Below are 14,441 nucleotides of genomic sequence, written 5' to 3' on the forward strand. Positions count from 1 at the left end.
CCGAAACGCTCAAAAGCAGCTGTTCCTCCTGCCGCTCACGGTACTAGACCTTGTTTAGAATCTCCAACTGGACCTGTCAGTACTTCGATTCCAGGCATTCCCGTTCCGATTAACAATTCTACTTTTTCTGCATTCGTCATTTCTTTGATGATAGCATCAATCCTCTGATTTACTTAAAGACGCGTATCTTCCCAAACATCTAATTTTCCGTTTCTGTTGAAATCAGCAAACGTAAATCCTTTAACAGTAAGAAGAGGCGGATTCGTTTCATCATTCGGAATGGTTTTCCATGATAAATTAGAAAGTACTAACGACGTTAAAAGCGTAACTCTGGCTGTTTTTATAATTGTATGTTTCATAATATATAGTTTTTAAACTCTTAATTAATTTTCACACAGATTGAGACAGATTTGAGCAGATTTAATTAAAAAAATCTGCTTTTATCTGCTTAAATCCTTTTAAATCTGCGTGAAACCTTCCATATTTATTTAGCTAAAAAGCCTTCCAGTAAAAGCCATTCTTCAAAACGGGTTTCCCCTGAATCGACCGGTAAATTTTGTTTTCCGGTTCCAAAACCGTGACCGCCTTTAGAGTACATGTGTAATTCTACACTTTGACCTGCCTCCAGCCATTTAGTATACATTTGAATACTTCTTGGAGCCAATTTCAACTGATCGTCGCTTGCGGCGCAGACAAACATTGGAATCTTTTTTTCCGGTGCCGGAACGTTTAAAAGTTCTGGCCTTGGCCCTCCATAAATATTGGCTACAAAATCTGGAAGCTCTTCTGCTCTATTATCCAAAACCGTTTCCATTGCGACTCCAGCAGAGAAACCAATAATCCCCACTTTTTTAGTATCGATACCGTATTTTGAAGCATTGCTGCGGACGTAGTTCAAAGCTGTTTTTCCGTCTTTTGCGGCCAGTTGAATTGTTGCCAGAGATTTTTTTTCAAAAGCGGCCCTGTCTTTTAATTTGTCCATCATCTCCCTTGCCGGATCGTTGGTTTCGGTTTTATTCAAACGGTATTTTAAAACAAAAGCGGTAATTCCTTTTTTACTTAAAATTTCTGCCAGTTCTTTACCTTCTCTGTTAATGGATAAGCTTTGAAATCCACCTCCTGGCGCAATAACAATTGCTGTTCCTGTATTTTTAACTCCTTTCGGAACCTGATATACCAATAAACCCGGATCGGTTACATTGTAAACGACTTCTGTTTTAAAAAGATCCGAATACATTTGGGCTTCTTTCTGCGTCCAGTTTTCAGATCCCGGTGCTTTTCCGGCGTATAGTTTTACGGTTTCTTGTGCTTTTGCTGTTCTTCCTGCAAGCATTAGAAAAGCGAATAGTATTGTGATTTTATTGTTCATAGTGTTGTTGTTTATTGTTTCACGCAGATTTATTAAGATTTGAGCTGATTTTGCTGATTTTTATGGTTCTTGAAAGTCTTATTTAACATTTTTTTTATCACATTAAGTTTGTCATTTCGACGAAGGAGAAATCTCCGCGAGAAACTCGACAAAGATTGGCTACTTTTAGGATCGGAGATACTTATTAAGATTTCTCCTTCGTCGAAATGACAAAAAAACTTTGCGCGATTAAACTATTCTTTCTTATAAGTTTCCGTTCTGGCATCTTTTATAACACCTTTCCAGTTCAGTCCAAAAGCAAAATCATAAAGATTTCCTTCGCTGTCTTTATGCGGAACCATATCATAAGGAACATCTTCAAACTGTTTTTCAACCGTTTCCATATTTACCGGCATTTGCACCGGAAGCAATCCTGAAGGTTCTGTTTTTCCTGAAATGATATCCAAAACAGCCTGAGAAGAAACGCCGAAATTCAGAACAATTCCGTCCACTTCTCTTTCAAATTCATTAAAAATCATTAAAAATAATTGGTTTATTTACTGTAACAGAAACAATAATCGGTTTTCCTTTCATCATATCTTTGGTATCGAGAATCGTTCTCAAATCCATAGTGTTGGCAGCGGTAACCGTTTTGTTTTTGTATGTTCTGTCTTTAATTGTCGGATCAATAACCTGATCTCCGGCAGCGATACTTTTTGTTCTCGCTTCAGTTGCAGTGTAAGTTCCGTATTGAAGTGAAATCGGTACATAACCATTACTACCGTTTTGTCTGTCTTTTAAATCGTAACCACCTTCTAAACTCTGTGGACTTGTTACAAAAACAATCGCAAAATCTGCTTTTGACGGATCTTCAGTAACATTATAATATTTCTTAACCAATTCTAAATTTACCGGATATTCTAATTTCGGCTGACTCGCAACTCCCCACCAGTCTTTGGTTGAAGCGTTATAAATCTTCGGAATAAAAACCGTTTTCTTTTCTTTTAAAGGCAAAACAGAAGCTTTGTTTTTTAATAATACAACCGATTTTAACTGTGCATCATAACCAGCTTTCATAAATGCAGGATTTCCAACAATTGCTTTCGTTTCATCAACATTTAAATACGGATTTTCAAAAAGCCCGACTCTGAAAATGTTTTTCAATAAACGCACTGCTGATCTTTCGAATCTGGCTCTCATAAAAGGTTCGCCAAATTCTTTAACCCCCATTTCATAAGCAGCCAAAACTGTTTTTTTATCATTATTGCCACCAAACTGATCTACTCCGGCAACAATGGCTTTGTAATATCTTTCATCAATAGAAAGATTCTCAACTCCCCACGGTTTTCCTGCAAAAAGATTTGGTGTTTTTCCTTCTTCACCTGTTACTAGCCAATCCGTGCAAACAACACCGTCATAACCGTATTTATCTCTTAATAAATCGGTAATAATGAATTTACTGAAACCGTTGGCTACATTTTCATTATACTTTTTATCCTGATCAAAAGTGATCGTGTAATAAGGCATTACCGCCGAAGCTTTACTCGTTTTTCCTTTCAATTTGAAAGCGCCATTGATGAATGGATCAATATGCTGTTGTAAATTATTTCCCGGATAAACGGCAAATTTCCCGTACGCCCAGTGGCCATCACGTCCTCCTTCTTCGGCACCACCGCTTGGCCAGTGTTTTACCATGGCATTCACACTTTTGTAACCCCAGCCGTTTTTGATTTCGTCTTTTCCGTATCAAGTCTGGAAACCGTCAATATAGGCTCTTGCCATATCTCTGGTTAAAGCTGGGCTTTCGCCAAAAGTCATAGAGATTCTGTACCATCTTGGCTTAGATCCTAAATCGATTTGCGGAGATAAAGCCGTTGCAATTCCTAAAGCACGATATTCTTTAGCTGCAATCTGTCCAAACAGTTCTACAATTTTAGGATCAAAAGTAGAGGCCATTCCTAAACCATCGGGCCACATCGAAATTGTTCCTCCTGCTCCTGCGTTAAATTCAGAGGTCACATTTGCTGTATGACGCGGATCTGTACTTGTGTTGCTCGGAATTCCCAATCCAATTCCTTCTACAAAAGCCTGCATTTGCTTGTTCCACAAAGCAGCAACTTCGGGATTTTCTACACTTGTAATCAAAACATGGCGCAGATTATCTTCTTTTAGAAATGCTTGCTGTTCATCTGTCAATTGCCAGGGTTTTGCACCGCTTTCAGGATATAATTTTCCGTTATAATGACCTGCTCTATAACCATCAACCGGAGCCGGCAACGCCTGATGACGACTGTAAAGCATCAATCCTGCCATTTGTTCAACCGACATTTTTGAAGCTAAATCTTTCGCACGTTCATCTGCTGAAAGGCGCCAGTCTTCATATTTATCGAGCTTTCCATTTTTGTTTAAATCTTTGAACTTTTTACCATTGACTGTCAAAATTTTGATGCCAGATTCGGGAGAATATCCCAAATCTGAACCTTTATTATTTTTTACAATCGTAAAATTGGCTTGTTGTGCCTGCATGGTAACGTTCAGAAAAAAAGCAAAACCGGCAGTTATCATTATTTTTTTTATCGAAATAAAATTTAGAATCTGAAATTAAGAGAAACTTCCAATGTAAATGGACGGATGTAAGATCCTGGAAACTTGCCCAAACCTTGAAATGTCCGTAGGTATAACTTGGATCGATTTCCATTAATACTTTAAAAACTTCCAATACATTTTTATCATTGTAAGAATAATTATTTCCAAAAGCTGAAAAATCATAATTCTTGTAAACCGGATCCTGAAACGTAATTAAATAATGCAGATTAAATCCTTTGAATGGAGTTGCTACGATATCTGTAGTCCAGCCCAAAGTCTGAATATCGTAGAAAACTGTTGCCACTTCTGACTGGCTGACATTTGACGGGTTTACTAAATTTAATCTTGCCTGATAATTATTTCTCGTTAGGTATGTCGCCTGAGAAACCAAACTAAATTTCTCCTGATTGAAATACAATCCGAAAGCTGCTAATGGACTTTTTGTTTTAGCCATATTTGGCGCCACAGCTCCTGAGTAGCTTTCTAACTGACCATTTTTTTCTGTATAGGTAAAGTCAGCAAGGATTCCGGCGCTTTTTGTTACTTTATAAACCGCATTAATAGAACCTCCTAAATGAAACCAATTGTTGTCAAAATAGGTTTTCTGACTTGGATCAAAAATTAAATCCGGTGTTCTTGGCATCAGGTAATAATCTCCTTTTAATTTGTGATATCTCACTCCGTAAGCTAAGCTGAAACGATCGCTGATTGTCCAATTATCTGAGAAATAACCCGATAATTTGTTTTCGAAACCATTGTGGTATTCACCTCCTGCATTATAGTTTTAAAATCCGTGAGCATCAGTATTTGAAGTTCCGCCTGGTGTATTACGGACCAATTTATCCGGATTTGCACTTACTGTCTGATTAAAAAAAGAACGGCTTGAAGTAAAATCATCAACCTGGTAATAGTATTCTAAAAGACCAAATCTCCATTTGTGTTTTTCTACATTCTTTTTAATTTCAAATCTGGAAAGCGCTGTTTTTGTCGGAGTTCCGTCTGTGTATAATCCCAACATCGAATTTACGTTTCCAACATACGCGTTTCCTGTTGACTTATAAGTGAAATTATCTGCCGCACTTGCCTGGAAAATTCCAAGTAGAAAGCAATTAGCTGAGAAGCTTCTGCATAGCGAAAACGAGTTGAGAAATTGAATTTCCAGTCGTTCGCTAAATCATAATTTCCTAAAATATCAAAAGTGTGAGAAGTCGATGCAGCATCACTTCCACCCATGTCTGCAAATTTAGTTTCTCCGGTCATGATATCTTTAAACTTCAAAGTTCCGTCGTTTACGATATACCAATCACGTCCAATTTTAAAATCATTATACTCTTCGACTTTGCCTCCTTCTTTATATCTGAAAACGGCATAAGAACCGGAAAGGTTTCCAACAATTTCTAATTTATCTGTTGCTAATTTTGTGTATGAGTTTACGGCGAAACCTAAATCTCCTGTTGTAATTGCCGCTTCTCCAATTTTCAATAATCCGGTTTTTTCTAAGCTCTTGCTTTGTCTCCAGGTTCTGTTTGGCAATTCTGGCCAGAAATAATATACCACCGGCAGATCATTTTCCTGAATGGTTATTCCACCCACAGTTGAGGGAAGACCAATATTTACATCACGCGGTCCTGTATTATTGGCCGCATTTAGCATTACGTTTCTATTTTTTTCTTCTTTGGTGTCTGATTCTACAATTTTGATGTTTTTTTTAATCGAATCTGTAGCTTTTTGTTGTTTTTCTTCTTGCGAAAAAACTTCGGAGGCTGGATAAAACACCAAACAGATTGTGGCAATAATTAATTTTTTCATGAGTAGTTTAAGTTAGGTTTTCAAAATGAAATTTTCATTGCTTCATAATGACATTTTACTACCTCGTTTGCGTAAAGTCCTGTAATTATTAAAAAAAAGACATCTCTAAAAATTGATTCCCTAAAATTCGAATGAAGTTTCTTAAAAAAGAAAATATCACTTTTTAGTTTTTTTGTGCAGCTCAATAAATTATAGGTAAAAACTTAATTTATTTGACTTATACCTATTAAAAAGTTTAAACTTGAATCTAATTGTATCCTCATGGAATTTAAAAAACTACTCGAAATACGTTCTGAAGAGTCCTGGAAAAAGTATATTCCAACACTTTATATTGACTGTGTTATCTTCAGTTTTCACGAAAATGAACTTCAGGTTCTACTTTTAAAATTGAGAGACCGTGAAGAATGAGGACTTCCTGGAGGTTATGTCGAAAAGACCGAAAATGTTGACAATGCTGCAATTCGCATCTTAAAAGACAGAACAGGAACTGAAAATATTTACCTGCAGCAGTTTTACACTTTTGGAAATTTAAATCGTTCTGAATTTGCTTTTGAAGAATATGATGACAGCATGTGGCACAAACAACGATTTGTTTCTATTGGGTATTATGCTTTAGCAGAGCATGGGCAGGTAAAAATGGATATTGATGAATTCTCGAGCGTTGTTAAATGGCATTCTATCGAAAATCTTCCCGCATTTATGATGGATCACCAAACTATTTTTAACAAAGCTTTAGTGACACTTCGTGAACAATTAAACAACCATCCAATTGGTTATAACCTTCTTCCTGAAAAATTTACAATGCCGGAACTTCAAAAATTATACGAAGGTATTTTAGGAAAGAAATTAAACAGAGGAAACTTTTACAGAAAAATTCTTCGTTATGATATTTTAACAAAATTAGACGAATCCAGAAAAGGCGGAGCACATAAAGCACCGGATTTGTACAGTTTTGATTTGGAAAAATATAATAATGCTTTGAAAGAAGGGCTTAAAGGAGGATGGTAAAAATTAATAAAAAAAGGGAAGATAACTCCTTGCTTCATAAATGACCATTTTTAGTTAGGTTAGATTGTTTTTTCTGTGATTTTGGTTTCCAAAACAAACACTTTTTAGAGAAAGATGATCTGTTTTAAATACAAAAACCGTTGATGAATGTCAACGGTTTTGTGGTTTTGGTTTTATTTCAAATATTCTTTAAAGAAAGTGTCTAATTTATCAAATGGAATCACATCCACTTTATCATACAAATCTACGTGAACAGTATTTGGAATAATTATCAATTCTTTTGGTTCATTTGCTACTTTAAAAATGTCTTCACTAAAATATCTTGAATGCGCATTTTCACCAGCAATTAATAGCATTGGTCTTGGCGAAATTTCTTTTACATAAGTCAAAATCGGCATATTCATAAAGGATAGTGGATTGGTTACTAACCAGGCTCCGTTTGAGTTGACAGAATTAACCTGAAAACCTCGGGGCGTTCTGTAATAGTCAAAATATTCTTTTACAAATTGAGGCTCGTCTCCTTTCAATTTTTCAGGTAAATTTCTTGAACCATCTGCCGGTTTTCCTGCTTCTGCATCTTTCCAGCGCTGCTGACCCAAAGCTTCGAGTGTTTGGGTTCTTTGTTCCAGTGTTACCGAATCATTATAGCCTTTTGATATTACTCTGGTCATATCATACAAACTTGTAGCGGCAACAGCTTTCACTCGTTTGTCTATAGCAGTTGCATTCAACGCAAAACCGCCAAAACCACAAATTCCGATAATACCTATTTTGTTTCGGTCTACACTTTTCTGTAATCCTAAAAAGTCAACAGCTGCACTAAAATCTTCAGTATTGATTTCCGGAGAAGCAACATTTCTTGGTTCGCCACTGCTCTCTCCTGTATAAGATGGGTCGAATGCCAAAGCTATAAAACCGCGTTCTGCCATTTGGTTAGCGTATAATCCTGATGATTGCTGTTTTACCGCTCCAAAAGGTCCACTGATTGCCAATGCAGATAATTTTTCAGTTCCTGCATTTTTTGGAAGGTATAAATCTCCACTTAATGTAATGCCGTAACGGTTTTTGAAGGATACTTTTTTACGGGTTACTTTATCGCTTAATTGAAATGTATAATGTTCTTTTGATGTATTCATTTTTTCTGAATTTAATTTTACTTTTTGTGCAAATAATTGTCCTGTTACCAGAAACAATATTGCGATTCCCAATACTTTTTTCATTTTATACTATTTTTAATTATTCTCAAATTTTACGATTACATTTCCGTTACCCAATGCATCAGCAAGTCCGGAAGGATTATCAACATATCCGAGTTTGGTATAGCGGTATGAGGTATTGAAACTTTTATAAAAAAGCACCAGTACATTATTTCAGTAAAGCATTAAATCACCAGCTTTTATATCTCCGCCAACCGAAGCATTTGTTGGAAGCGTACCTGGAAAATCGTAGTACTTTTCATTTCTATTCAGCTCAGTCATATTTATGCTAAGCGGCAGCATTGACTTAAACGCAGCTGCACTTGGGTTGTCATATAATATTGCTGTAAAAACTGCTGTACCAATTGTAATTTTCATTTTGGATGTTGAAGGGGTATTATTTCCACTACCATTATTTGGAGACGGTGCTGTTTCACCATCTTTGCTGCAACTTGCGGTAGAAAAAGAAAAAGTGAAAAGAATAGTTATAAATGGTATTAAGAATTTCAGTTTCATAATTATTTCTTTTAAGGTTGAACATTTTTAATGAATTTCGCTGGAATGCCGCCAAAGATGGTATTATCTGGAACATCTTTCGAGACAACCGCTCCTGCTGCTACAACGGCATTTTCGCCAATTGTTACGCCGGGCAAAATGGTCGCATTGGCACCAATCCATGCATTTTTTTTGATGAGGATGGGTTTGCAAATCAGTCCTTTTCTTTCCAGAGGATTTAATGGATGGTTTTCGGTAATGAGGCTGACTTTCGGGCCAATTAAAACGTCGTCTTCAATCGTAATTCCGCCCAATGCCAAAAAGGTACAGTCAAAATTGATGAATACGTTTTTGCCTATTGTAATGTGTTTTCCGTAATTAATGTAAACAGGTGTAAATACGACAGCATCCCGAACATCTTTATCTAAAATCCTGCTCAATATTTGCGTGATTTCTTCAGGATTCGAAGAATTATTGATCTGAGTAAGTAATGCTTTCACAGCAAATACTTTCTCTCTTAATCTGGTTATCTGCGAATCATTAGGCAGTATGGTTTCACCAGTTAAAAGCCGCTCAAAAATATCTTTTTGAAATGGCGCAGCATTAAAAACAGGGTTTGAATCTGACATTGTATTTGAATTAAATAATCAGATACAAAGGTATGATTGCCTTTAAGCAAGATAGTAACGATTATCAAACCAAAGATTAAGAAATTCAAACTTGAACTGAACGAAATGCGGTTGGATTAGTTCCGGTAACTTTTTTGAAGAAATTATTGAAGTAGGTTGGATAATCAAATCCAAGTGAATAAGCGATTTCAGAAATACTCCAGTCAGTGTGCTGCAAGAGTGCTTTGGCTTCTGTAATGATTCGTTCTGTAATATGAGTAGTCGTAGATTTTCCGGTAACTTCTTTTACTGCACGATTCAGATAATTGATATGCACATTTAAATGTTTTGCGTAATGTTGTGCCGTTCTTAATTGTAATGGATTTGAAGTCGTTTCAATAGGAAACTGTCTTTCCAGTAATTCCAAAAAAACAGATGACAATCTGGAAGATGCATTTTTATTTTGTTCGAAATTTTCAGAAGGTTCCATCTTTAAAGATTCGTGAATGATAAGACTAATATAATTTCGAATCAACTCATCTTTAAACACATAGTCACTTTCCTGCTCCGCAATCATTTTCTGAAAAATAGTATTAAGAAAAGTTCTTTGTTCTTCTGTAATTTTCAAAACAGGTGTTCCCCCAATTTTAAAAAACGACGATTGCTGTAAGCTTTCCGAACGTTCGGAGTTTTTAAAAAACTCTTCTGAAAATAAAATAGTGTAGCCAACATAAGTAGTGGAAATGGTTTCCCAGGAATATGGAATGTGCGGATTGCCGAAAAATAGAATTGTACCTTCCTGCTCATAGGTTTTATCCGAATAATGAATCTTACTTTTCCCAGTCGTAAGGCAGATTTTATAAAATTCTTTTCTGCTGTAAGTTCTGGTTTCAGCACCATCATCTTCTATCTGGAATGCTTTAAATCCCTGGAGCTTCAGTTCATTGTTAAACTTCGAAACTTCTCTTATTATTTTCTCTTTCATTTTACAAAGTTAAGAAATTCAAACTTACACATAGCTTTAAACTAACTGAGAACAATAAAATAATAGATCAGGAAATGGAGAACTAAAGAAAAGACTAACGCTAATGAATTTTAATAATTAAACCCGTTGGGTGAAATTGATTAAAAAATTGATTTGATTATAAAAAGTATAAAATCGGGAGTAAAACCTCATTTATAACTTAAGGAATTGATATCATCCTGAGTCCATTCGATTTCGCTCAGGATAAACTAAGTCGAAGGCTTTTGAACACAAAAGGGCTTCGACTCCGCTCAGCCTGACAATTATTTTTAATTCCAACCAACGGGTGAATTAAATCCCCTCTAAAATGACACCGCCATTGCAAGTCCATATTCTCTGCCATTATATACCGGTAAAATCACTCCGTTTAGATTTTCCTTTTTTTTGAATATTTTTTTAGTAACAGGGTGAAGCCAGTAGGCTATTTTAGTACTCAAAATTCCGATGCCGGCTCCGGCTGCAACATCACTAAACCAGTGTCTGTCGTTATACATCCTGAAAAATCCCGTTCCTGCAGCTACCAAATATCCTGAAACACCGTACCATATAGATACATCTTTATATTCCTGATACAAAAATTCTGCTCCCATAAAAGCAGTTGCTGTATGACCCGAAGGAAATGAGTTGTTTGAAGTCCCATCAGGTCTCATTTCGTTTCCTGTCATTTTAATTATATTTACCGTTGTTCCCATAATTAAATAAGCTGAGGTCAGAATAATTGTGCGGTCTTTGAAATTATTTTTCCCTTTAACGCCTGCTGCATTTAGAGCATAAACAGACAAAAAAGCAGAATACTGTGAAAAATCATCAATAGTAAACTTCTTGTCAATATGCTCTTTTATTTCATTTTTAGTATCTGTATTGATGTCTTTAAGGGTGTGACTTTCGAGCCCAATAACTCCATATCCAATTAAAACTCCCGGAATAATTAAGGCTTCATATTTAAATTTTAAGTCTTTATTGATATTCAGACTATCCGAACTGTGAGACTGCCCAAAGGCGCTTAAAGTCAAAAAACTACTTATAATTAACGAATAAATTTTCTTCATCACTTTTTTATAAAAATACATTTAGGGCTACAGACTTTAGGTTAAACGAAAGTTTTTTTCAAACAGCAGTTGCATTAAATATTCAATTTTTAGAGTACAAAATCAACAACATTCTAGAGATAAATATTTTAATTCTAATTCAATGAAAGATAATAAATAATAGCTAGAATAAACATTTCAAAAATACAGATATTTTTAACATATTTATCCTACAAAAAAATAAAAAACAAGTATATTTATAAGAGTTAAAATAAATACGTGTAATATTATGAAGCTTAAAAATTACAGATGCATTTTATTATTCTAAAGTAAAATTTGAAAACTTAATCAAATCTTAAGCATGCTGAAAAACCAATAATGCATATATTTCGTTAATTAGATATATAAAACACACATCAATATGAAACTAATTACTATGTTCCTTTTATTGGGGATTCTTCCAGGAACTATAAACTGGGAAACTGATTTTAATAAGGCAAAAAAAACGGCAAAGGAAAAAAACGAACTCATTCTTCTTAATTTCTCGGGTTCGGACTGGTGTGGGCCTTGTATTGTAATGCATAGAGATTATTTTCAGAATCCTTCCTTTACTGAATTGGCAGACAAAAATTTAATATTGGTAAATGCAGATTTTCCAAGAAAAAAGAAAAACATTGGTACTCCTGAACAGGTAAAACAAAATGAAGAGCTTGCTGAAATATACAATAAAGAAGGAAGTTTTCCTTTAACACTGCTGCTTGACTCAGAAGGAAAAGTCCTCAAAACATGGCACGGAAAACCAGAGAACGCTGCAGAACAGTGGACTGCTGAGATAAAAGCTTTATGTGATAATAGAAAATAACATGTCTGGTCATCAAAAATATTCACAGTCCCTGAAACTTATGGGAAATATGTTCACTATCACTGTCACAGCCGGGAATCAGGTTACTGCTGACGAACATATTAATGCTGCGATTGAAGAGATTAAGCGTATTGAAAATCTGCTTACGACCTATAAAGATGACAGCCAGACCAATCAGATTAATAATGCTGCCGGCATCAATCCCGTAAAAGTTGATCCGGAAGTTTTCAATCTTATTGAAAGATCAGTTGGTATTTCTGGTATTACTCAGGGAGCTTTTGATATTTCATACGGAAGCATTGACAAAACACTTTGGAATTTTGATCGTTCCATGACCTCACTTCCAGATAACGAAACAGCTTTGAAAATGGTACATCTTATTGATTACAGAAATATAATTCTGGATAAAGAAAATACAAGTGTATTTTTAAAAGAAAAGGGTATGCACATCGGCTTTGGAGGAATTGGTAAAGGTTATGCAGCCGAAATGGCAAAACAAGTCCTGCTGAAACGCGATGTAAAGAGCGGAATCATTAATGCCAGCGGGGATTTGTGCGCATGGGGATTACAGCCCGATGGCAGCAGATGGACTATTGGAGTAGCTGATCCTGATGCTCCAAATGCGGCTTTCTCTTATATGGAAATATCCAATAAAGCAGTAGCCACATCCGGAAATTATGAAAAATTTGTAACCATTAACGGCAGGAAATATTCGCATACCATAGATCCAAAAACAGGCCTTCCGATAACGGGAATAAAAAGCGTTACCATTATCGCATCAAATGCTGAATTTGCAGATGCAATGGCTACTCCAATAGCCGTTATGGGAATCAAAGCTGGTTTGTATTTAATAGATCAGATTCCTGATTTGCATTGTATAATAATAGATGACAACAATAAAATTTACACTTCAAAAAACATTCGCCTAAAATGAAAAATCAAAAGCAGCAAAATCTCGTACTCTTGTGCAGTATTGCTTTAGCAGGCATTCTCACATCATCCTGTACTTCTGTTAAAGAATATCAGAAGGGAAAAATCAACGATTCTGAAATGGTACTTGCCAACAGGAAAATTGAAAAAACAGAACTAAGTTTTCAATCCTACCGCGAGGGAGCTTCGGGAGCAAATGCAGGTAAAAGCGGCGGAGGCTGTGGCTGTAACTAATTTGATATCATAAACAGATGAAAAGAATATTCATTACAGGATTTGCATTATTGGCTTTATTCCAATTAAAAGCACAAAATATACCTTCTGATTCGACGGCTTACAAAAGCAAAAAATTAAAACTTGAAGAGGTAAATTTAGTATCGAGTTATTATAAACAAGATGGTAATAATTCAGCTGTCGGAGGAGGAATCGGATCACAGCACCTAACCGATATAGCGAATACTATTGATGTTAAACTCGTTAAATACGGCGAAACAGGAATTAAACACACCTTTGATATTGAAGCGGGTATTGATCACTATACATCAGCTTCTTCAGATATGATTGACCTGAGTGCTAATTCTTCTGCTTCTTCTTCAGATAATCGCTTCTACCCTTCTTTAAGCTATCTCAGGGAGAATGAAGAAAAGGGAAGGACTTTTGGAATAGGCGTTTCATCCTCTACAGAATTTGATTATCAGTCTTTTGGAGGAAACATCAGCTTCTCACAAAAAACAAAAAATAAGAATGGTGAATTTACAGCTAAATTCCAAACGTTTATTGACCAGTTAAAACTTATTGAACCCCTTGAACTTCGTACTTCAGGTGAAAATTATGGAAGCGCAAACCGAAACACTTTTGCCGGAACACTGAGTTATTCTCAAATCATCAACCAGAGGCTTCAGGTTATGCTTGTAGGAGATATTATCAGTCAGAACGGTTACTTAAGTCTTCCTTTCCACAGGGTTTATTTTGCTGATGGCCCAGTTCGACAGGAAAAAATGCCTGATACCAGACTTAAAATTCCATTGGGAATAAGAGCCAGTTATTTTCTAGGCGATAATATTATCATAAGAGCCTACTACAGGTATTATACTGATGACTGGAATTTAAAAGCCCATACGGCTGATCTTGAAATACCGGTAAAGCTGACCCAGTCATTTTCGCTAAGTCCTTTTTACAGATATTATACACAAAGTGCCGCAAAGTATTTCAAACCATACGGAGCTCATACCGATGCTGATAACTTCTACACCAGCAACTATGACCTGTCTAAGTTTGACAGCAGTTTTTTTGGAATGGGGATGAAATTCACGCCTCCAGATGGTATTTTTGGTCTTAAACATTGGAATACGCTTGAAATCCGATACGGACATTACGATAGATCCAACAATCTGACTTCTGATATTATAAGTCTTAATATTAAATACAAATAAACCTATAGCTTAAAAAGTTAGGGTTACGGAACAATACAAGGGTAAATTTCAAAATTTTATCGGTAAAAACTCCATATAAACAACTTAATTATTGGTTTTAAAAATGTTGTTTTA

18 protein-coding genes and 2 pseudogenes are annotated in these 14,441 nt (G+C 35.6%); 7 read left to right on the top strand and 13 right to left on the bottom strand.

Features of this window, described 5'->3' with window-relative positions:
- Positions 1–173: 173 nt before the first annotated feature.
- From BXU10_RS25315 to BXU10_RS16205, 8 genes are all read right to left on the bottom strand, one after another.
- Positions 174–359 carry a hypothetical protein gene (locus BXU10_RS25315; RefSeq protein WP_223255483.1) on the bottom strand — a complete coding sequence of 62 codons (186 nt, stop codon included), beginning with the start codon at positions 357–359 and terminating at the stop codon, positions 174–176.
- A gap of 125 nt (positions 360–484) precedes the next feature.
- Positions 485–1,369 carry an alpha/beta hydrolase gene (locus tag BXU10_RS16185; RefSeq protein ID WP_078228460.1) on the bottom strand — a complete coding sequence of 295 codons (885 nt, stop codon included), beginning with the start codon at positions 1,367–1,369 and terminating at the stop codon, positions 485–487.
- A 233-nt stretch (positions 1,370–1,602) separates the two neighbouring features.
- Entirely contained in the window at positions 1,603–1,887 is a 285-nt protein-coding gene (locus tag BXU10_RS25775; RefSeq protein ID WP_369803409.1) for a hypothetical protein, read from the bottom strand.
- Positions 1,877–3,043 (bottom strand): hypothetical protein, encoded by a 1,167-nt coding sequence (locus BXU10_RS25780; RefSeq protein ID WP_369803410.1) that lies wholly within the window; start codon positions 3,041–3,043, stop codon positions 1,877–1,879. The genes BXU10_RS25775 and BXU10_RS25780 overlap by 11 nt, the downstream gene beginning before the upstream one ends.
- Positions 3,044–3,094: 51 nt before the next feature.
- On the bottom strand, positions 3,095–3,913 hold the full coding sequence (locus tag BXU10_RS25785; protein WP_369803411.1) for a glycoside hydrolase family 3 N-terminal domain-containing protein: 819 nt from the start codon (positions 3,911–3,913) through the stop codon (positions 3,095–3,097).
- On the bottom strand, positions 3,834–4,613 hold the full coding sequence (locus tag BXU10_RS16195; protein ID WP_078228462.1) for a hypothetical protein: 780 nt from the start codon (positions 4,611–4,613) through the stop codon (positions 3,834–3,836). Before BXU10_RS16195 ends, BXU10_RS25785 begins: the two co-directional genes overlap by 80 nt.
- 105 nt (positions 4,614–4,718) lie before the next feature.
- Positions 4,719–4,952, bottom strand: coding sequence for a hypothetical protein (locus BXU10_RS16200; RefSeq protein ID WP_078228464.1), 234 nt, complete (start codon positions 4,950–4,952; stop codon positions 4,719–4,721).
- A gap of 5 nt (positions 4,953–4,957) precedes the next feature.
- Positions 4,958–5,743 (bottom strand): hypothetical protein, encoded by a 786-nt coding sequence (locus tag BXU10_RS16205; RefSeq protein WP_078228467.1) that lies wholly within the window; start codon positions 5,741–5,743, stop codon positions 4,958–4,960.
- 261 nt (positions 5,744–6,004) lie between these two features.
- Between BXU10_RS16205 and BXU10_RS25790 the strand changes: the two genes are divergently transcribed.
- From BXU10_RS25790 to BXU10_RS25800, 3 genes and pseudogenes are all read left to right on the top strand, one after another.
- Positions 6,005–6,151 (top strand): hypothetical protein, encoded by a 147-nt coding sequence (locus BXU10_RS25790; RefSeq protein ID WP_369803412.1) that lies wholly within the window; start codon positions 6,005–6,007, stop codon positions 6,149–6,151.
- A gap of 15 nt (positions 6,152–6,166) precedes the next feature.
- A pseudogene (locus tag BXU10_RS25795) lies at positions 6,167–6,427 on the top strand (NUDIX hydrolase); the annotation flags it as partial.
- An 18-nt stretch (positions 6,428–6,445) separates the two neighbouring features.
- Positions 6,446–6,751 (top strand): hypothetical protein, encoded by a 306-nt coding sequence (locus BXU10_RS25800; RefSeq protein WP_369803416.1) that lies wholly within the window; start codon positions 6,446–6,448, stop codon positions 6,749–6,751.
- Between the two features lie 173 nt (positions 6,752–6,924).
- Here BXU10_RS25800 and BXU10_RS16215 read toward each other — a convergent pair whose 3' ends face one another.
- The 5 genes and pseudogenes from BXU10_RS16215 to BXU10_RS16235 form a co-directional block, all read right to left on the bottom strand.
- Positions 6,925–7,971 (bottom strand): alpha/beta hydrolase, encoded by a 1,047-nt coding sequence (locus tag BXU10_RS16215; RefSeq protein WP_078228469.1) that lies wholly within the window; start codon positions 7,969–7,971, stop codon positions 6,925–6,927.
- A 12-nt stretch (positions 7,972–7,983) separates the two neighbouring features.
- A pseudogene (locus BXU10_RS16220) lies at positions 7,984–8,463 on the bottom strand (cyclophilin-like fold protein).
- Positions 8,464–8,474: 11 nt separating this feature from the next.
- A complete protein-coding gene (locus BXU10_RS16225) occupies positions 8,475–9,071 on the bottom strand; it encodes a DapH/DapD/GlmU-related protein (protein ID WP_078228470.1) in 597 nt (198 codons plus the stop codon).
- Between the two features lie 85 nt (positions 9,072–9,156).
- A complete protein-coding gene (locus BXU10_RS16230) occupies positions 9,157–10,035 on the bottom strand; it encodes an AraC family transcriptional regulator (protein ID WP_078228472.1) in 879 nt (292 codons plus the stop codon).
- Between the two features lie 341 nt (positions 10,036–10,376).
- The gene (locus tag BXU10_RS16235) at positions 10,377–11,123 is read right to left on the bottom strand and encodes a phosphatase PAP2 family protein (protein ID WP_078228863.1); all 747 of its coding nucleotides are present in this window, start codon (positions 11,121–11,123) and stop codon (positions 10,377–10,379) included.
- 400 nt (positions 11,124–11,523) lie between these two features.
- Between BXU10_RS16235 and BXU10_RS16240 the strand changes: the two genes are divergently transcribed.
- The 4 genes from BXU10_RS16240 to BXU10_RS16255 are packed head-to-tail and all read left to right on the top strand — an operon-like array spanning position 11,524 to position 14,327.
- The gene (locus BXU10_RS16240) at positions 11,524–11,964 is read left to right on the top strand and encodes a thioredoxin family protein (RefSeq protein WP_078228473.1); all 441 of its coding nucleotides are present in this window, start codon (positions 11,524–11,526) and stop codon (positions 11,962–11,964) included.
- Between the two features lie 40 nt (positions 11,965–12,004).
- A complete protein-coding gene (locus BXU10_RS16245) occupies positions 12,005–12,898 on the top strand; it encodes an FAD:protein FMN transferase (protein ID WP_255406143.1) in 894 nt (297 codons plus the stop codon).
- Positions 12,895–13,128 carry a DUF4266 domain-containing protein gene (locus tag BXU10_RS16250; RefSeq protein ID WP_031453335.1) on the top strand — a complete coding sequence of 78 codons (234 nt, stop codon included), beginning with the start codon at positions 12,895–12,897 and terminating at the stop codon, positions 13,126–13,128. Before BXU10_RS16245 ends, BXU10_RS16250 begins: the two co-directional genes overlap by 4 nt.
- 17 nt (positions 13,129–13,145) lie before the next feature.
- A complete protein-coding gene (locus BXU10_RS16255; protein WP_078228477.1) occupies positions 13,146–14,327 on the top strand; it encodes a DUF3570 domain-containing protein in 1,182 nt (393 codons plus the stop codon).
- Positions 14,328–14,441 lie beyond the last annotated feature (114 nt).

This window comes from Flavobacterium sp. LM4, from assembly GCF_002017935.1.
Taxonomy (GTDB): Bacteria; Bacteroidota; Bacteroidia; order Flavobacteriales; family Flavobacteriaceae; genus Flavobacterium; species Flavobacterium chungangense.